Consider the following 16921-nt stretch of genomic DNA (forward strand, 5'->3'; position numbering starts at 1 on the left):
ACCTGAACTCCCCCACCCGAATCCGAGAGGAACCACCATGTCCGATACTGCCCCCGCGCCCGCAACCGCCGCGCCGACTCCCCCGAAGCGCTCACTGCGCTTCAGCCCCCGCGACATCATCAACGTCGCGATCTTCGCCGTCATCTACTTCATCGTCGTGTTCGCCGTCGCGATGCTCGGCGTCATCAGCCCATTCGTGATGATCGTGACGTTGCCGCTCACTCCGATCGTCGCCGGCATCCCCTACATGCTGTTCCTCACCCGTGTACGCCACGCGGGCATGGTGGCGCTGATGGGTGTCGCGCTCGCGGCCCTCGATCTCGTGATCGGCCACCCGTGGCAGTCGGCGCTCATCATCATCGTGCTCTCGCTCATCGGCGAGGCCATCATGGCTGCCGGAAAGTACCGCAGCACGTGGGCTGCGATCTGGACCTACACGGTGTTCTCCGCGTGGTTCATCGGCCCGTGGGTGCCGTTCCTCCTGGACCCTGCCGGATACATCGCGAGCTACGGCCTCGAGGCCTATGGCGAGGAGTACGCACAGTCGTTCCGTGAGCTCGTGACGGTGCCGACGATCCTGCTCATGGTGCTGTCGACCGTGGTCTGCGGCTTCCTCGGCGGACTCCTCGGCTCGCGGCTGCTCTCCAAGCACTTCCGCAAGGCCGGCCTGGCGTGACCCCGATCGACGTCGACGGCACCCGCCGCGCGAGCGCGCTCGCCGTCGGCGTCGAGGCGCCACCTCGCCCACGCGGCCTCGACCCGCGTGCGGCCATCGTGCTCATCGTCGCCACGAGCGTGGTGATCATGCAGGTCGACGGAGTGCGATGGATGCCGGCGGCGCTGGTGCTGGTCATCGCACTGACCATGTGGGAGGGGGCGTGGCGCCGCCTCGTCTCTGAGCTCGTGACCGTCGCCGTGCTCGCCGCGTTCGCGTTCTGGCTGCCGGTCGTCTGGCAGCATCCCGTTTCGGCGACCCTCGGCGTCGGCGCGGCCTACATGCTGAGATTCGTCCTCGTCGCCGCCGTCGCGGCACACCTCGTCGCCACGACGACGCCGACGCGCATGAGCGCCGCGCTGCGCGCGTGGCACGTGCCCCGGCCCGTCGCGGTGATGCTCGGCGTCATGCTGCGCTTCTTCCCGGTCGTCGCGAACGAAGCGCGCGCCGTACTCGACGCCATGAGACTGCGCGGTCTCGTCGGCGCGCGCGGCGTCACGCGGCATCCGCTGCGGGCGGTCGAGCGATTCGTCGTCCCGATGATCGCCGCAAGCCTGCGCGGGAGCGAGGATCTGTCGGCCGCGGCGATCCTGCGAGGTCTCGGCTCGCACCGCGTGCCGGTGCCGCTCGTACCGCCCCGCTTCGGCGCGGGTGACCTGCTCGTCCTCCTGCTCGTCGTCGCCCTTGTCACGGCCACGCTGCTCCTGAAGGGCCTGTGATGACCGACATCATCCGCATCGAAGACGTGACCTGGACCTACCCGCACGCCGATGAGCCTTCGCTGCGAGGCCTCGACTTGTCGATCGGCGAGGGCGAAGTCGTCGTGCTGTGCGGTGCCTCGGGCTCAGGCAAGTCCACGGCACTCCGGCTGCTCAACGGTCTCGTGCCGCAATTCCACGACGAGGGCGTGTTGACCGGCGCAGTCACGGTCGCGGGTCTCGTGACGACCGCTGTCGAACTCGACGCGCTCGGCGCCGTCACGGGAACGGTGTTGCAGCACCCGCGCCGGCAGTTCTTCACCGACTCCGCCCGTGACGAAGTGGCGTTCGCGATGGAGAACCTCGGATTCGAGCGCGAACACACCCGCTCGCGTGTTGACGCGACGCTCGCCGAGCTCTCCCTCTACGTCCCACTCGGGCAGTCGCTGCAACGACTGTCGGGCGGCCAGCAGCAGCAGATCGCGATCGCATCGGCCGCGGCGCACGAGCCGCGAATACTGCTCCTCGACGAACCGTCGTCGAACCTGTCGGTCGATGCCATCGCGAGGCTCACCGCGACGCTCATAGCGCTCAAAGCCGCCGGAATGACGATCGTCGTCGCCGAGCATCGCCTGCGCTACCTGCAGGACGTGCTCGACCGCGTGGTCGTCATGCGAGGCGGCGAGATCGACGTCGTCTGGACGGCCGATGAGTTCCGCGAGATCCCCGACGAGACCCTCGCGGCCGAGGGTCTGCGCGGCGTCGTGAGGCCGACGACGCTGCCCGAGATCGCCGCGGCAGGAGCGAGTGCGGCATCACCCGCCGCGTCGGTGCCCCCTGCGGCACTCGTGCTCGACGGCGTCCGCTGCACGCTCGGCGGCCGTAGGGTGATCGACCTCGACCGCGCCGCATTCGCGTCGGGAGAGGTGACGGCCATTCGCGGCACGAACGGGGCGGGGAAATCGACCCTCGCCCGCATCATCACCGGCCTGCAGCGCAGTGTCGGGAGTGTGCGCCTTGACGGCGTCACGCTCTCCCCGCGCGCGCGACAGCGATCGAGCGCCGTGGTCATGCAGGACGTGCAGCGCCAGCTGTTCACGGAAACCGTGTCGGCGGAGATCGCCCTTGCGGGCACCGATTCGCCCGTGACCGACTCCGACGCGGTTCTCGCTTCGCTCGATCTCGACCATCTCGCCGATCGTCACCCGCTGTCGATGTCCGGAGGTCAGCAGCAACGACTCGTCGTCGCGGCCGTGCGCGTCGCACGCCGGCGAATCGTCGTGTTCGACGAGCCGTCGTCCGGCGTCGACCGTCGGCATCTCCAGTCGATCGCCGAACAGATCCGGCGTGTCGCCGCGGACGGCGCCGTGGTCCTGCTCATCAGCCACGACGAGGATCTGGTCGCCCTTGCCGCCGACCGCCAGCTCTCCCTCGTGAACCCGTCCTCAGCGACCGTCCCGGCAGCGGCGCACGAATCCGTGAAGGAGTCGACATGACAGCGTCACCGGCCGCTCAGCAGACCATCCAGGCTACCCAGATCCCGCTCGTTCTGGGCTCGGTGCTCCTCGTCTACCTCGCGCAGATGACCCTCAATCCGATCATCGCGCCATTGTCGCGCGAGGTGGGTCTGGCGGAATGGCAGATCGGAGCCACGATCAGCACCGCGGCGGTGATGGTCGTGATCACCAGCCAGGCATGGGGGCGTCGCTCGCAGTCGCGGGGACGCAAGCCCGTGCTGGTGTCCGCCTTCGCTCTCGCGACGCTCACGATGCTGCTGTTCAGCGTCGTCGCCTGGGCCGGGATGGCAGGCATGATCACCGGCACCGCCCTGTTCGTCCTTTTCCTGCTGCTCCGAGGCATCGGCTTCGGCGCAGCGATCGCCGCGGTCCCGCCGACGGCGCAGGCCTACATCGCCGACGACGCCCCGGATGAGAAATCCAGGGTCAAGGGCATGGCCGGAGTCGGCGCCGTGCAGGGAGTGGCGATGGTGGGCGGCTCCGTGCTCGGTGGCGTCCTCTCAGCCTTCGGTCTGCTCACGCCCCTGCTCGTGATCCCCGTACTCCTCGGGGCCGGCATGTTGCTGCTCATCCTCCGGCTTCGCCGTGAGCCGCGTCACGACCTGGTCGCCTCGCCGGTGCGTGTGCGCCCGACAGACCGGCGCGTGTGGCCGTTCCTGGTGGCGGGGTTCGGAATGTTCACGTCGCTCGGATTCATCCAGGTGATCGTCGGCTTCATCGTGCAGGACCGCCTCGGCCTCGATGCATCACTCACCGGAGTCGTCACCGGTGGCGCGCTGTTCGCCGCAGGGGCGGGGATGATCGTCGCCCAGGCGGTCATCGTGCCGCTTAGCGGCTGGTCGCCGGCGACGCTCCTGCGCGTCGGGGGGGGCGACGGCGGTGTTCGGGTTCCTGCTGCTGATCGTCGATGCCGGGGCGGTGCTGCTGTTCGGGTCCATTCTGCTGATCGGCCTCGGCATGGGACTGGCGATGCCCGGCTTCACCGCCGGGCCGACCCTGCTCGTCGATCGCGACGAGCAGGGCGGCCTCGCCGGCCTCATCAGCGCCACGACGGGGCTGACGTTCGTGGTCGCACCCACGGCGGCGACTGCGCTCTACGGCGTCTGGCCCCTTCTGCCCGTCATCATCGGCGCCGGGATCATGGCGGCGATCACGGTGTTCGTGTTCACGCATCCGCGATTCCGGTCTCAGCCATCGTCCGGGTTACGAGACTCCGGTTCGAACTCCTGAGAACGGACGGTCGGTCGCCTCAGTGCTCGTCGTAGTGCGCGCCGTGCGGCGCGTGCTTGTGACCGTCGTGCACGTAGTCGACGTGGTCGCCGTGATCGACGGGCTCGTGACCGCAATCGGCCCCGTGCTCGTGCTCGGCGATCGAGTGCTCGGCGACCGACTCGTGCTCGTCGTAGTGGTCGCCGTGCGCGGCGTGGTGGTGGGTGCCGTGCACGTAGTCGACGTGGTCGCCGTGCTCGACGGCCTCGTGACCGCAGTCGGCCCCGTGCTCGTGCTCGGCGATCGAGTGCTCGGCGTGGATCTCGGTGGTGGTCATGGTCGCTCCTCGGTTGCGATGAGGTCGCCGGGCTCGGCGACGCGCGGTTCACGGACGTGAGCGAGGGCGTCGGCCACCACGTGTGACACGTGCAGGTCGGCGAGGTGGTAGACGATCTCCTTGCCGGAGCGGCTCGTCTTCACCAGCCCCGCCTGACGCAGCGAGCGCAGGTGCTGCGACGTCAGCGGCTGGGACATGCCCATCGCCTCCGCCAGCGCACTCACGGTGCGGGATTGCTCTTCGATGCGTCGCAGCAGCCCCAATCGTGAGGCGCTGCTGAGCACCTTGAACAGCTCCGCCGCTTCGACCAGGCCGGGCTCCTCGTTCACGTATCCACCCCATCACACATATAAATGCTTTGCAATGTGATTATACAATCGCGAACCGTTCTCAGCCGCGGGCGCGCGCGACTCACTCCGTTTCCGGGCCTGCTCTCCTGATGACCGCGACACCGCTATCGAGCACGTCGAGCCGCAGGACCGTGCCGCGCAACTCCTCCGCGATGTCGTCGGCCGACAATCTCTCCCAGCGGCCGACGGATGTCTCGGCCCGAAGCCGCACGCCGCCCGACCAGACCTCGTACCGGGAACGGAAGACGCCCTCGGCATCGGCGGCGACGTACACCGCCCGATATTCATACTGTCCCACCCGTCGGCGGACGGTGACATCACGCGGCGCGTCCGGAGCGGGATCGACTCGTTCCTGCGTCGTGACGAGGCACCCGCCGCTCGCCGTGAGATGCTCGCCCAGCCACCCAAAGAGCTCGCGCCGGTCGTCGCGAATCACATGCCCGAGCATGTGGGCGCACACCACGCCGTCGATGCCGCCGGGCAGCATCGACAACCCCTCGGGGATCGCGCCGGCGACGACCGTCACACGATCTCGCAGGCTCGGGTCATCACTCACCCGCGCGAGCAGCACGGCGCGCCCGACGAGTCCGGGCTCGACCGCCCAGACCCGAGCCCGCGACTCCGCGGCGATCACGCGGGTTCCTACCCCGCTTCCGGCGCCGAGCTCGACGATCACCCCTCCGGCGCCTAGAGCGCCGAACACCGATCGCACGGTCGGACGCAGACGCTCCCACGTATCGTCCATGAACAGATCATGAAACTCAGCGAGCTGCTCGTAGACTGTCTCGTCCGCCGGCGGCGACTCGTCGCTGTCATCGGTCACGGATCCTTCTCCCTTCATGGTGACGCGGTCGCCGCCGCATAGTGCCCGGCGACGTCGGCGACGCGGTTGTTGTAGTCGATCGACGGATTGTAGGCGTGTACGGCGGCTATCCAGGCGGACGGGTCGGTGAGGTCGCCGCCGGCGAAGCACAGGTAGCGCGCGGCGGCGAGCGCGCTGTCGTCGATGTTCTGCGGGTCGCTCACCCGGTCGCCGTTGCCGTCGGCGCCCCATTGCGACCATGTCTCGGGGATGAACTGCATCGGTCCGACTGCGCGGTCCCAGATCGTGTCGCCATCGAGTTCTCCGCCGTCGGTGTCGCGGATCGCCAGACTCGATTCTCCGGTCAGCGCGATGCCGATGATGTCGGGGCGGGCGATGCCGTCCGCCCCGATCTCGGAGCCGTGGATCGTGCCGTGCTCCGACTCGACGAAGCCGATGCCCGCGAGTGTGTTCCAGCCGATCCCGCATTTCGGGCTCTCCTCCGACGCTCTGATCGCCGCCCCAGCATAGGCGCGCAGCGGCCTCTCGGGTATCCCCGTGCGCGAGGAGAGGTCGTTCACCCAATCGCTGTCGGGGAGCTCGCTGATCGGGCGCGAGCGAGATGCGGTGCCGGGCGTCGTGACCGGCTCGACGGTCTCACGCGGGCCGGAGCACGGGTGGCCGAGGGTGCAGGTGCCGTCGACGTCTCCGCCGGTGGTGCGAGTGCGGCGACCGCGACCGCCGTACCGGAGACGAGGAGGCCGACGACGATGCTCAGCGCCGGGACCCAGACCCATCCGTCGAGCCGTCGACGACGCGGCGGCGTGCGCCACCGATGCTGCTCGGCTCGCTCGCCGTCGCTCAGCAGAAGGCCGAACTCGTCATCGTCCGAGCCTCGTCGGTCATTCATCGGGGCTCGATCCCAGAACTTCCCGCGCATCCAGACGCAGGCGGCGCAGGTACCACGCGGTCATCCCGCTCACTCCGCCGACGACGAGCATCCCCCCTGCCGCGAGCGCGATGACGATGGCGGTGTCGTCGGCGTCGTCCCCCTCGTTCACAAGCGAAGCCTCCTGGTCATCGTCGTCACCGCGCGCCGTCCGTCCGTCGAGTTCGTCGAGCGATGCCTCCTCGTTCTCTTTCGCGGCCTCTGCCTGCGCCGCCGCGACGGCCTGCGCCAGGGCATATCAATCAGTGCTCACGGCGAGGTGGTTGGTCTCGTCGGTCCGAACGGCAGCGGCAAATCCACCATCCTGCGCACCGTGTACCGGATGCTGCGACCCGCCACAGGCAGCGTTCGCGCCTCAGGCAATGACGTATGGGCGACGAGCGCACGCAACGCTGCACGGGTTCTTGCCGCTGTCATACAGGCTGCACCCAGCGATCTCGAACTCACCGTCGCCGAGTGGTCGCTACGGGCCAGGTCGCTCACGGAAGGATGCTCGGCGGCGACCGCCCGGAAATTGCATGGTTCGCATGCATTAGGTCCCGGCTCTTGTTAGTCGCCGACAACTTCGTCAGGGGTGTACGCGGGGTTTATGAGAGGCTCATCCAAAACGGGCGCGCCTGACGATAACGTACGTTCCCGATCGCTTTTCTGTTATGTCGAACGTTGATGCACCTACAGATAGGGACGGACAGCTAGCCTGTCGCGCCGGCGGACGCGTCCAGTTGGAATGGGTGAATAGGAACTGCTCAGAGAGGCTCTGAACCAGCGCCGAAGGGCCGACGTGTTCAGGCTCCCGAGGGTTGAGCCCGAGTCCGCCGGCGGCTGAGCGGACCGCAGGGGTGGTATCTCGATGCATCAGGCAGGCGGCGTGACGAGCACAAGAGTTGCCGGATCTACGTCATCGCGGACACGCAGTTCGGGCAGCTCCGATCCGTCGAGGGCAGCCGCCAGCATCCGAACCTTCGCCTGCTCGAGTGCGGATGCGAGGGACTGCGCCGAGGCGATGGCCGAGTAGAACGCGGACGCGAACACGATCGCGGATGTGTCATCGATACTGTCTGACATTCCGATCACTGCCGGCACCGTCTGCAGCATGTCATCGGCACCCGCGAGACTTTCGCAGGCGTTCAGCACGAGCAGGCGCGGCGGCTCATCGGTCGCGCCGAGCACGCGCGCGAGGAGTTCGAAGGTGACGTCGGCGCCGTCTTCATCGCCCGCGTCGTTCTCCATGAGTAGGCCATGCGGGCCCGCATGGCCGGAGAAGTGGACGATGTGCGGTCGATGGTCGTTCAGCCCGTCGAGGAGGTCGTTGACTGTCGCGGCTGGCGCATGGTCGACTTGCACGAGATCACGGTACTTGGAGCCGCGCAGTGCCTGTCGCACTTGGCGAACTTCCTGGTCGACGCGAAGCCAGGTACCGAAGCGTTGCTCGGTACCGTCTGGAGTGGTGATCGTCTCCTCCGTCGCCTCCGGGTTGGCCGTGATGTACAGCACCCGCAGCTTTTCCGGCTCAGGTGGTCGCACTTCGACATAGCGGATCTGCACGGGAGGGGTCGCGAGGCGGGCGATCTCGCGCGCGTGGGTTCGCTCTTCTTGTCGGCGACGCGAGTCGACCTGCTTCTGCTTGCTCTCTGCTGAGCGACGTTCGCTGTTGTCAGCAGACCGGAGTGATGTGGTCTTTGTGGCGATCGACTTGTCAACCGAGGCGAGGTCCTTTCGCGCCTTCGCGATCTTGGACTCCGCTGCTGCGCCCTTCTTATCCTCACGCTCGGCAGCGGAAAGTGAGGTCCGAATCGTTGACGCGCTCTTCGACCGGGCGGCTTGCTCGCGCTTCTTTCGCGCGCTTTCGCGTGCAGAGGCGGCGTCCTTTTCGGCCTTTGCGATGTCGCCTGTCAGCGTTGCCTTGCGACTCTGGAGGCGCACGAGCTCCGAACGGAGTGTGTCACTTCGAGCCATGGTTTCCCTCCGTCTCCTCGTAATGCTCTGGACGATGCGCGCCCGCTCTTGACACTGATGGGCGCACGCACGTTGGGCGGATACCAGCTGATCTTTTCAAGCTTTCGATCGTTTCGGATGCTGCCTGAGATGAACGGTGCCTATGTGGTGAGGTCCGGCGCGGTGATGGCGTCGTGGCGAATAACAAGATTCCCGCCTATTCACTTTTGCGATGGCTCAACGCTTGAGCGTTAGTGAGGTTGATGATCTCCTGTTGGATCAGGACAGGGATGTCCATTCCTTCGATATTCTGACGCGCAAGCCAGTCGCGGCTCTCGGACGAAGTCCAGTTGTCGACGGTGACGTATTGCGAGAGAGCAATAGTTGCCGTTCGCGAAAGCCCTAAAGCCATCAGGACGACCTCGCTCGGTCGGGAAACTCCTAGTTCGAGAAGCATGGTGATGTCCTGGCCGTGCCCGACGTCGTGGATGCCTCTCTCTGCAGCGTAGGCAGCGAGAACGTCCGAGTAGCACGACAAATATTTCGGCGCTTGGAATCGAGCGACTGTCTCGATGTCCGCCATCACGTCCCTGATCGCCTTCGCGATTGGCGTCTTTCCGGTAGCACGCTGCTCGATCAGTCGGGCAAGGGGCATGCCCTTCATCCAGTTGACGATCAAGTTTGCGAGCTGCCACTTTCGCCTGTCAGTCTCCCCGGGACCTGACGGGAGACCAAACGCCGCCGTCATCGTCGCCCCAATGAGCACGAGGGCGTCCTGGTAACGCTGCCGTGAGTCCGGCTCCTCGGGCAACGGCAATGTGAAGTCATGAGGATCGTTGCCGGTCGCCCTGAAATGCTCCAGGAGACGTTGCATAGCGATCGGGGATATGCCTGCATGTCGAGGGATAAGGTCTAGCGGGAACTGGGCGTCTTCGACGGCGCGCACGAGAGCGCGTTCCACTTCAGTTCGCTCGGCCGGAACCGTGATGCGCTGCAGGTGGTGAGTGATGTCTCGCCCTGACGACTGCTGCGCCGCCAGATAGGAGAATAGGTTTTCGGAAGCTGAATCTGATCCGACTGCGAAGTCGCTGCGTATGTATGAGATCAGCGGAGCCACGTCTTGGAGCCCGTGGTGAGTGGCAACCTTCAAATTCGATCGGCGTCGAACCGTGGGCAGATTCGGCCACAGGCTCTCGTCGTCGGTGTCGATACAGACGATGTTGCCCTGGAACTCTTTGCCCCATCGGCCTGCCCGACCCGCGAGGTTCCAGAAGTCGGCTTCAGTGAGTGGGCGGCCGCGTCCTTTTTGTGGATTGCGCATGAAGATCGTTCGGCATGGGAGGTTGACACCTTCGAGGAGGGTGGAGGTGCAGACGAGGAACTCAATCTTGCCGTCTCCAAAGAGCCGCTCGATTTCAGACCTGATGGCAAGTGGCATGTTGCCGTAGTGGAACGCCACACGTTTCGCGAGCGCGTCAGCAAGGCTGTACTTCGGGTGGACGGCAGTACGCACCAGGTCTTGGAGATTGCTGATGTCTTCGTCATCCTCTGCTTCGGACAGAAGATCGGAGATGTTCTTGGCAACCTTCTCCGCGTCATCAGCACCGTTTACGTAGACGATGTTGCCGCCATCGCTACCTCCGAGTGCATGTGCGACATATGCGATTCGCATCGGTACTCGAGTGGCACGTTGCTGCAGCTCGAAGCTGGCGACTTGGAGAACCTGCCCTTCATCCACCAGCGATACGATTCTTTTCGCGGGTGCGCGATACACGCCCTCGACCCGGATGAGGTTCTGGTTGACAGTGACCGCTTCGGAAGTCGTTGCCCTCGAACGAGCCGCAGCTGGCTTGTCGCTCAGCAATATCGTCGGGTTCGCACTGAGCGGGCTCGCGAAAATGACTTGCAAGCCTGGTCGATCCTCGACAGCACGGTCTAGCACTTGCTGAAGCAACACACCGCGTTCCGCGTTACCAAGTCCTTGAGCCTCGTCGACGAACAGAAGGTCGATATCGAACGGATGGCGTGACTGCTGAATGAGATGGAGTCTCTCTTGCGTCACGACAAGGACGCGGCGTTGCGTCTGGTCGAGCTCGGGATCCCAGGGCATCACAACGATGCTGGTATCTGTCGGGGCCGCTTCTCGAAAGTCTGCTGATACTTCTTCGACGAGGGCTCGGGTGGGCGCAAGGTAGACGGCCGTGAATCTATCGTTCTGACGGAGTTTTTCTAGGAACCATTCACGCACGATTCGAGATTTTCCGGCAGACGTCGGTGCGGACACGCTCACCCAGTCGAAGTCCGCCGCGTCCTTCCACAGTTCACTCTGGAATGAGTTCACCGCGAGGTTCTCGCCGCTCGACAGCGGGATGGAAAGCTGGAGGCGCTTCTTGATCGTCTCCAAGCGAAGCAAGGGTGGAAACTGTTTCCACAAGCCTGGTTGTACGAGATCTCGTGATTCCGCGAGCTCCACTGACCTGTGGTTTCCTACGCGATCGAGGATGGCCGTGGCTGCGCTCTTGTGAGTGTCGTCGGTGTCGCTAAGAGCCAGACAAGCTGCCGCGACCCTAAGGACGGTGTTCTGTGCGCGCTCGGTCGGGACAGCTGATAGCGCACTCGCGCACAGCAGCGCGTAGTTCCAGTCGATCTCGGTGGGCGGTCTGTCCATCTCGATCATCGGGAATTCAGCCTGAAGTGTGCGCAGACGGATCGACTGAAGAATGCCGCGAAACTTCTGCGAGTCAAAGACGACCTGGGACAGATCCGTCATGCCACACCGAGTTTCTTTCTGACGGCTTTCCGCATGGCATCTACATCCGGGAAAGGAACGCAGAATACGTCGATATTCACTTCAAGGAGCACATTCTTTTCAAGCCTGGCTCGGATGGATGTCTGCCATCGTTTGACGGCTTTGGCGATCTCGATTTCTTGTGCATCGGCAAGCTTCGTCATGTCTGGGTATGCCGCGTAATCAAACCCGATTAGGCATACCCCGTTCCAACGCACCTGGAGCGCCTTCGAGTTGGTCTCGTCGAAGTACTGAAGTAGATGCGCGGCCAGCTCGTCCTGCTGAACATTTAGGTTTTCGCGTACTAGTAGGAGATCGCGACGACGAGTATCACCATCGGCGCCGAGGAACGGACCGATGCTGTCGAAGCAGTCGGTGAAGGCATCTGAACTTGACTTGTAGAGTTTCGACTCGCCCCAGTAAAGATCGAGCACACCGTCTTCACCGAGCTTTGCGTGCACTCCGTCCGACCCGTGTACGTGAACGTTGTTGTTCGTCTTCAACGACATCTTGGCCAACAGCTGTGGGAGCTGGAGCACCTGCTCCATTAGGAGGAACAGGAGAAGCTCGCCTCCCTCACCAGTTCCATCTCCGTCCACGAAAAGCTCTCTCGCTTGCTGCTCGAGACGGGAGAATTGGCTGGTGGATCCAGTCTCCTGGAGGTGCTTGAGGGCTTGCTCGATACGCGAACGTGGAATACAGAAATCCATCGCTGCCCTTGCCATTGCAGTAGCGAGAAGGTCGATCGCCGGCTGACCGTTCGCGTCCACCGAGACAAAATGAGTCCGAACAGTGGCCATCGAGTCCTGAAGGCGCAGCGGGACGTCGTACGCGCTCAATAGGTGCAGAAACTCGTTGGGGTCTCCTCGCACAAGACTGTCCAGCATCTCAGCGAATGAGTCCTTGGCAACTTCGATGTCGCTCATTCCAGTACTCCCGGTTTTAGGTGCAGACCTATGATTCAGCGCCCAGCAGCGGCCTAGGCTCGGCCTCTGCGCGCCGGGCTCTTGCGTTCTTATGGAGATTGACTGGTGTGGCGTCGATAACGCGGCGGATCATTTCTGCGATGAAACGATCCGGTCGAAGGTCGACGGGGACTCGCTCCCATGGGAGCTCGACAACGGGAAGGGTGGCCAACGCGATGTCGATCTCCGACTGTTCGATGTACTCCTCTTGGCCCCCGTCTGCTTCATCTGTTTCGATTACACCGGCCTCGACCAGTGGGTCCTCGCCGTCGCCCTCATCGTCCGCGGTTTCGTCAACGGCGAGGTGGGGGCCATACTCGATGACGATGAGCGATACAGCGTGGTATGCGTCGTCTTCGCGTCCGAGCTTCTGGAGGAGGTCGATGAGCCATTCCGCCTTGTCGGGCGACTCGTCAAAGATGGTGGATCGGAGCCCGTAGACGAAGCCGAGCGCGGCAAGGGGGTGGCGGAGGCGGAGGTTCTTCGCATCGCCGTAAGATTCCTCGACCCGGTTGGCAGCGTTCTTACCGAAGCTGGAGTCCATCCGTTTTGTGCTGATGAGGAGCTCTGGTCCTGCCGCCCAGTTCGACATGACGACGTCGACTTGTTTGAGGTAGTTCTTACCAAGGATGTTCGCCGAGGAGGCGGCTGCTCCGGAGGGCGGCGTCTTTGCCTGAAGTCTCTTCCAGAGCGCATCGCGTTCCTTGGCCGTGACCTTGTTGAGCAGGCTCACGATGGGGCCAGGCAAGATCCGCGGTGCAGACGGGCGTGGCCAGACGGCATCGGCGTCGAGCCCAGAGCGACGGAGCTCATACGAAAGCCAGACGTCCAACGCGAGAGCGGGTACGCCCGTCGTGGTTGGGGCTTTCAGGTAGAGCGGGACTCCGAGAAGCTTGATGAGCGTGTCATAGTCGGGCTCGTAAGAGAGAGCTCCACTCTCGTCTTTAACCCAAGGGTTGCTGTGCTCGCCGTTGGGGGCGGCATCAGCGACGATGCGATCAAAGATCGCCCATGCTTTCGACTTTGTCGATGGTTCAGCGGCCACTTCGTCCCCTTGTTTGGCGTCGGCCAGCCAGGGCGGCGTGGGCGTCTCGCACATGGTCGAGTTCGGATTCTGCAACAAGCTCGGGGTCGATGAGCAGTACGTCGTCGACGAGCTTGACTGCTGCGATGAGGTCTCCTTGTTGGAGGAGCTTCGTGACGTCTTGTTTGATGAGACGCAGTTGCTCGGCGCAAGCTTGTACATGGGCGGGTGAGGGCATTGCCCAGACATCGGCCTCGCGCGGCTCGAGCTTGAGGATCCCTCCTCCATACGCGCGTCCCACCATTTCGGCGTTGAGAAGAGTGACCGAGTTGAGGCTTGCGATGGGCAGAAGGTCGCGGCCCAGCTCCCGATTTTGCTCGTAGAGGTAGACGCCGTGGACAGAGTTGAGGTGGTGCGCGCCCGCTGTGTTTGTCGTGAGTCTCGGGGTGTCGGCGTTCATGCATGTCAGCATCAAGTCGGCGGGTGGCAGAAGCGGCACTCGGTACCATGGCTTCCGTACCCGGCACTTGTATGCTTCGTCGACACCCGCGAGGTGTCCGGTGTCGATGTACGCCTGCGCAGCTGGGGACGGCCTGTCGGCTGGGCGGAACAGCCAGGTGGATTTGCCTTGTTGCCCGAGCTTGATCATCGCGCTGCTGGAGAGTTCAAGTCCTCGGAGATGGGAACTGCCAGGCGGTGAGAGCCGAACAAGGTCTTTGCGAGGCAGACCGAGTTCCTTGACTCGTGCCGGTGAGAGGGCGAAGTAACGATTATTCCCGGTGACCATTCCAAGCGTGGTGTCGCCCCAGGTGTCGAGGCTTGTGAAGTGGCCTTCTGCTCGGAGCGTGCGAAGGGGCTCCACCGCGTCAGGGTCTACCAGTAGTCCTGTCCATTTCGCTGACGGGTCGGCGGGCTTCCAAGTAAGCGAACCGGTAATCGATGCGAGAGCATTGGCGTCTTGAGCCTGGTAGATCGTCGCGTGATCGGTTGGCCCCTCGTTGAACCCATCTGCGAGGAGCAGCACGACATCAGCTTCTGCTTCGGGGAAAACCTGTTCGGCGAATAGGACGAGTTCAACGCTGCGGAATCGGTCGAAGAGGAACTGTCGAACAGCCGCCGCATAGTTCACGCTGAGGAGCTCCGCGGGGAGCACAAGCCCCATCCGCCCGCCGTCCTTCAAGAAGAGAGCGGAGTGGACCGTGAACGCAGCCCAGCTTGATGCCAGCGCGGTCAGAGAGACTCCGGCTTTCAGGGCTGCTGCGCGTGACCTGATTCGAGACTCGCCGGTGAAGTCCTGGTAGCGGATGTAGGGCGGATTGCCGACTACGACGGAGTAACGGGCTTCTGGCTCGACGAGGAAGAAGTCGCTCACCGTGATGTTCGGGCTGCCCCCGGCGTCCTCAACCCGACGGTGCGCGACTGCGGCACTGTGCTCGTGGATCTCGACACCGTCCACGGCGGGCGTGCCAGCGCCGTGCTCGTGGAGGCGGCGCACTGCTTGGACGAGGAACGCCGCATCACCAGCGGAGGGTTCGAGGACGGTGTCCGTTGAGCTTCGGACCGCCCAGTCGGTCATGTAGCGCGTTATCGCATCGGGCGTGAAGAACGCGCCGCGAGCCTTGCGCAGTTCTGCCGTGTCAGCAGGAGTTGCGGCGGTTTCAAGCATGTCTCCATTCTGTCGTACACCCCCGACCGACACGGGGATGCTGCTCAGCATGGCGTGCTCTCCCCCGCAGAAACCGCCAGGTCGCGTGACGAAACACGCCGTCTCGCGCCCTGGCCGCGGTCTGCCTCACCATCACGCTGGTCTTCCGAACGCTTGCTCCAGGAAGTCCGCTGTGACCGGGTCCACGGTCTCGTTGCGGCGGATGTAGTGATCCCGGGTGATCGAGGGGTCGCTGTGTCCGAGGAGTTCGGAGGCGAGCTGCAGTCCCCCGACCTCATTGATCGCGGTCGCGGCGGTGCGGCGGAACCGGTGCGGGGTGACTTCAGGAACGCCGGCTTCCTGCATCACGTCACGGAGCTGCCTGCGGATGTTGTTCGTCGTGTGCGGTGTCCCGACGCGTGTGGAGAACAGCAACGTGTCCGGGTGGGTGAAACGGATCTTCTCCAGTCGCGCCTGGATCGCTCGGAGCGCAAACCCTGGCAGCGCGAGGCGGCGGACCGAGCGTGCTGTCTTCGGATGGTCCTGCCGGTGCGTGGGTTCGCCCTTGCGGCTCACGATCGTTCCCGAGATCCGCGCCGAGGGTATCGGCGCGTCGAGGTCGAGGTCGCCAAGGCGGATCGCGAGGACTTCCCCGATGCGCCCGGAGGTGCCGAGCATGACTTCCACGACCTGTCCGAGCTGCCCGTCGGGTTTCGGGCCTGCCTTGATCGGTCGCTGCTCCCACGCGCTGATTCCTGCGCGGATGGCTTTGAGTTCATCCGCGGAGTAAATGTCCGGGGTGCGGGCGGGGCGGCGGAGACGGGACACGTGATCCATCGGGTTGCGTGGAAGGATCTCGTGCCGCACCGCGAGTCCAAGCGCGAGGCGGAGGACGACTCTGGCTTGTCGTGCCCGGTTGTAGCTCTTCTTCGCGAGCTGCTTGAGGAAGAAGTCGCAGCGCGCCACCCCGATCTCCCTGAGTGTGACTTCTTTGAAGAACGGGAGGACGAGGGTGCGCATGTTCCGCTCATACAAGAGACGCGTCGTCTGCGAGAGACGGTCCTCGAGATCCATGTCTTCGAACCAGTACGACACAAGCGCGGGGAACGAACTGTCAGCGCTCATCCCCGAGAACCCCGGGTGGAACAGGTCACGCTCGGAGAGCTTCTTCTTCAGGGAACGTTCGGCTGCGGGTCGGGTGGTGCCGGTGGTTGGACGTGCCGGCTCTTGCCGTCCCAGTCTCGGTACCGGGTGCGAGCGACGTAGCGTCCACCGTTGCTGCGCCGGATGGTGATAGTGCCGAAGGTCCCGATCGGGGTTCGGGGCCTAGCCACGAGCGGTCCGCTCCCCCATGCTACGGAGTAGATCGGTCGTGGTCCACGGAGGTGTCAGTCCGGGTGAATGAGGATGGTGTGGAGAGAGCATCCCTTCAGTCTGCGCGCCGACGCAGAACCTCCGAACGCGTCTGTGTCACCACTGCGGCTCCTGAACCCGCGTCCGGGCATTCAGCCAGTTAGTTGTTCGCAGACCTTTGGGCACTGCCCTGCTTAGGTTCGGGCAGGACTGGCTGGTCCGTGCACCCGGCGCTCGCGAAGTCGCTCGCGCACTAACAGCACCACGCTCCACGGCCCGAAGAGGAGGAACTTCAGTCCGTTCCACAGTGCCCAGAAGAAAGCAATGTAGAGCCATTCGCTCCAGCCCTGCTCGATGAGGCCGGTGCAGGTGGCGGCGATGAGGATGTAGACGACGCCGAGGAGCATCGCTGGCATGCCCCACTTCAGTCCGGTCCTGGTGCGGAGCCGGTCGAGGAGGATGTTGGTAGGCATCCAGCGTCGCAGGAAGATGCGGGTGTGGATGCTGGCGTTCCAGAGCCGGTTCAGAAGCATGATGTGGGCCTCGCTTTCGCACGCAGGACTATCGCGGTGTGGCTGGTCCTGAGTGGTTGAGTGCCCGAGATGCTTCTCGAACGGTCTGCGTCACCCCTGAA

At 64.3% G+C, this 16921-nt stretch carries 17 protein-coding genes; 5 read left to right on the plus strand and 12 right to left on the minus strand.

Annotation, left to right across the window (positions count from 1 at the left end):
• Nucleotides 1–37: 37 nt before the first annotated feature.
• From FM119_RS09035 to FM119_RS14445, 4 genes are read left to right on the plus strand one after another with little or no spacing between them, the layout of a single operon-like run.
• Nucleotides 38–676, plus strand: coding sequence for an MptD family putative ECF transporter S component (locus tag FM119_RS09035; RefSeq protein WP_087137347.1), 639 nt, complete (start codon nt 38–40; stop codon nt 674–676).
• Entirely contained in the window at nt 673–1434 is a 762-nt protein-coding gene (locus tag FM119_RS09040; RefSeq protein WP_218778758.1) for an energy-coupling factor transporter transmembrane component T family protein, read from the plus strand. The genes FM119_RS09035 and FM119_RS09040 overlap by 4 nt, the downstream gene beginning before the upstream one ends.
• Entirely contained in the window at nt 1434–2909 is a 1476-nt protein-coding gene (locus tag FM119_RS09045; RefSeq protein WP_245827406.1) for an ATP-binding cassette domain-containing protein, read from the plus strand. Before FM119_RS09040 ends, FM119_RS09045 begins: the two co-directional genes overlap by 1 nt.
• Nucleotides 2906–4195 carry an MFS transporter gene (locus tag FM119_RS14445; protein ID WP_218778759.1) on the plus strand — a complete coding sequence of 430 codons (1290 nt, stop codon included), beginning with the start codon at nt 2906–2908 and terminating at the stop codon, nt 4193–4195. Before FM119_RS09045 ends, FM119_RS14445 begins: the two co-directional genes overlap by 4 nt.
• On the opposite strand, the gene FM119_RS09055 is transcribed toward FM119_RS14445, so the two are convergent.
• The 5 genes from FM119_RS09055 to FM119_RS14240 form a co-directional block, all read right to left on the minus strand.
• Nucleotides 4180–4476 carry a hypothetical protein gene (locus FM119_RS09055; protein ID WP_087137348.1) on the minus strand — a complete coding sequence of 99 codons (297 nt, stop codon included), beginning with the start codon at nt 4474–4476 and terminating at the stop codon, nt 4180–4182. The genes FM119_RS14445 and FM119_RS09055 overlap by 16 nt on opposite strands.
• Nucleotides 4473–4805, minus strand: a complete 333-nt coding sequence (locus FM119_RS09060) for an ArsR/SmtB family transcription factor (protein ID WP_087137349.1) — start codon at nt 4803–4805, stop codon at nt 4473–4475. Before FM119_RS09060 ends, FM119_RS09055 begins: the two co-directional genes overlap by 4 nt.
• 82 nt (nt 4806–4887) lie before the next feature.
• Nucleotides 4888–5649: a methyltransferase domain-containing protein gene (locus FM119_RS09065; RefSeq protein WP_087137350.1), complete on the minus strand. Its 762-nt coding sequence runs from the start codon at nt 5647–5649 to the stop codon at nt 4888–4890.
• 14 nt (nt 5650–5663) lie between these two features.
• Nucleotides 5664–6209, minus strand: a complete 546-nt coding sequence (locus tag FM119_RS09070; RefSeq protein ID WP_220700325.1) for a lytic transglycosylase domain-containing protein — start codon at nt 6207–6209, stop codon at nt 5664–5666.
• A 321-nt stretch (nt 6210–6530) separates the two neighbouring features.
• On the minus strand, nt 6531–6689 hold the full coding sequence (locus FM119_RS14240; RefSeq protein ID WP_245827412.1) for a hypothetical protein: 159 nt from the start codon (nt 6687–6689) through the stop codon (nt 6531–6533).
• Nucleotides 6690–6836: 147 nt separating this feature from the next.
• Between FM119_RS14240 and FM119_RS14245 the strand changes: the two genes are divergently transcribed.
• Nucleotides 6837–7130, plus strand: a complete 294-nt coding sequence (locus tag FM119_RS14245) for an ATP-binding cassette domain-containing protein (protein WP_245827408.1) — start codon at nt 6837–6839, stop codon at nt 7128–7130.
• 302 nt (nt 7131–7432) lie between these two features.
• Here FM119_RS14245 and FM119_RS09080 read toward each other — a convergent pair whose 3' ends face one another.
• The 7 genes from FM119_RS09080 to FM119_RS09110 all read right to left on the minus strand — a co-directional run bounded on the left by FM119_RS09080 (nt 7433) and on the right by FM119_RS09110 (nt 16820).
• Entirely contained in the window at nt 7433–8533 is a 1101-nt protein-coding gene (locus FM119_RS09080; RefSeq protein WP_087137353.1) for a CHAT domain-containing protein, read from the minus strand.
• A gap of 196 nt (nt 8534–8729) precedes the next feature.
• Nucleotides 8730–11282, minus strand: coding sequence for a DEAD/DEAH box helicase (locus FM119_RS09085; RefSeq protein ID WP_087137354.1), 2553 nt, complete (start codon nt 11280–11282; stop codon nt 8730–8732).
• Nucleotides 11279–12226, minus strand: coding sequence for a HamA C-terminal domain-containing protein (locus tag FM119_RS09090; protein ID WP_087137355.1), 948 nt, complete (start codon nt 12224–12226; stop codon nt 11279–11281). The genes FM119_RS09085 and FM119_RS09090 overlap by 4 nt, the downstream gene beginning before the upstream one ends.
• Before the next feature lie 28 nt (nt 12227–12254).
• Nucleotides 12255–13310, minus strand: coding sequence for a hypothetical protein (locus tag FM119_RS09095; protein ID WP_087137389.1), 1056 nt, complete (start codon nt 13308–13310; stop codon nt 12255–12257).
• The gene (locus FM119_RS09100; RefSeq protein WP_087137356.1) at nt 13300–14955 is read right to left on the minus strand and encodes an HsdM family class I SAM-dependent methyltransferase; all 1656 of its coding nucleotides are present in this window, start codon (nt 14953–14955) and stop codon (nt 13300–13302) included. Before FM119_RS09100 ends, FM119_RS09095 begins: the two co-directional genes overlap by 11 nt.
• Before the next feature lie 132 nt (nt 14956–15087).
• The gene (locus tag FM119_RS09105; protein ID WP_246802455.1) at nt 15088–16059 is read right to left on the minus strand and encodes a tyrosine-type recombinase/integrase; all 972 of its coding nucleotides are present in this window, start codon (nt 16057–16059) and stop codon (nt 15088–15090) included.
• Between the two features lie 422 nt (nt 16060–16481).
• Nucleotides 16482–16820 carry a hypothetical protein gene (locus FM119_RS09110; protein WP_087137357.1) on the minus strand — a complete coding sequence of 113 codons (339 nt, stop codon included), beginning with the start codon at nt 16818–16820 and terminating at the stop codon, nt 16482–16484.
• Nucleotides 16821–16921 lie beyond the last annotated feature (101 nt).

It is taken from the genome of Mycetocola reblochoni REB411 (genome assembly GCF_900163835.1).
In the GTDB taxonomy this organism is placed as follows: Bacteria; Actinomycetota; Actinomycetes; order Actinomycetales; family Microbacteriaceae; genus Mycetocola_B; species Mycetocola_B reblochoni.

Bases quoted from the DNA above. Each gene is read 5' to 3' on its own strand.
- FM119_RS09045 (WP_245827406.1), top strand. From the start codon at position 1,434: ATGACCGACATCATCCGCATCGAAGACGTGACCTGGACCTACCCGCAC.
- FM119_RS09035 (WP_087137347.1), top strand. From the start codon at position 38: ATGTCCGATACTGCCCCCGCGCCCGCAACCGCCGCGCCGACTCCCCCG.
- FM119_RS09105 (WP_246802455.1), bottom strand. From the start codon at position 16,059: ATGAGCGCTGACAGTTCGTTCCCCGCGCTTGTGTCGTACTGGTTCGAA.
- FM119_RS09100 (WP_087137356.1), bottom strand. From the start codon at position 14,955: ATGCTTGAAACCGCCGCAACTCCTGCTGACACGGCAGAACTGCGCAAG.
- FM119_RS14445 (WP_218778759.1), top strand. From the start codon at position 2,906: ATGACAGCGTCACCGGCCGCTCAGCAGACCATCCAGGCTACCCAGATC.
- FM119_RS09085 (WP_087137354.1), bottom strand. From the start codon at position 11,282: ATGACGGATCTGTCCCAGGTCGTCTTTGACTCGCAGAAGTTTCGCGGC.
- FM119_RS09080 (WP_087137353.1), bottom strand. From the start codon at position 8,533: ATGGCTCGAAGTGACACACTCCGTTCGGAGCTCGTGCGCCTCCAGAGT.
- FM119_RS09090 (WP_087137355.1), bottom strand. From the start codon at position 12,226: ATGAGCGACATCGAAGTTGCCAAGGACTCATTCGCTGAGATGCTGGAC.
- FM119_RS09110 (WP_087137357.1), bottom strand. From the start codon at position 16,820: ATGCTTCTGAACCGGCTCTGGAACGCCAGCATCCACACCCGCATCTTC.
- FM119_RS09055 (WP_087137348.1), bottom strand. From the start codon at position 4,476: ATGACCACCACCGAGATCCACGCCGAGCACTCGATCGCCGAGCACGAG.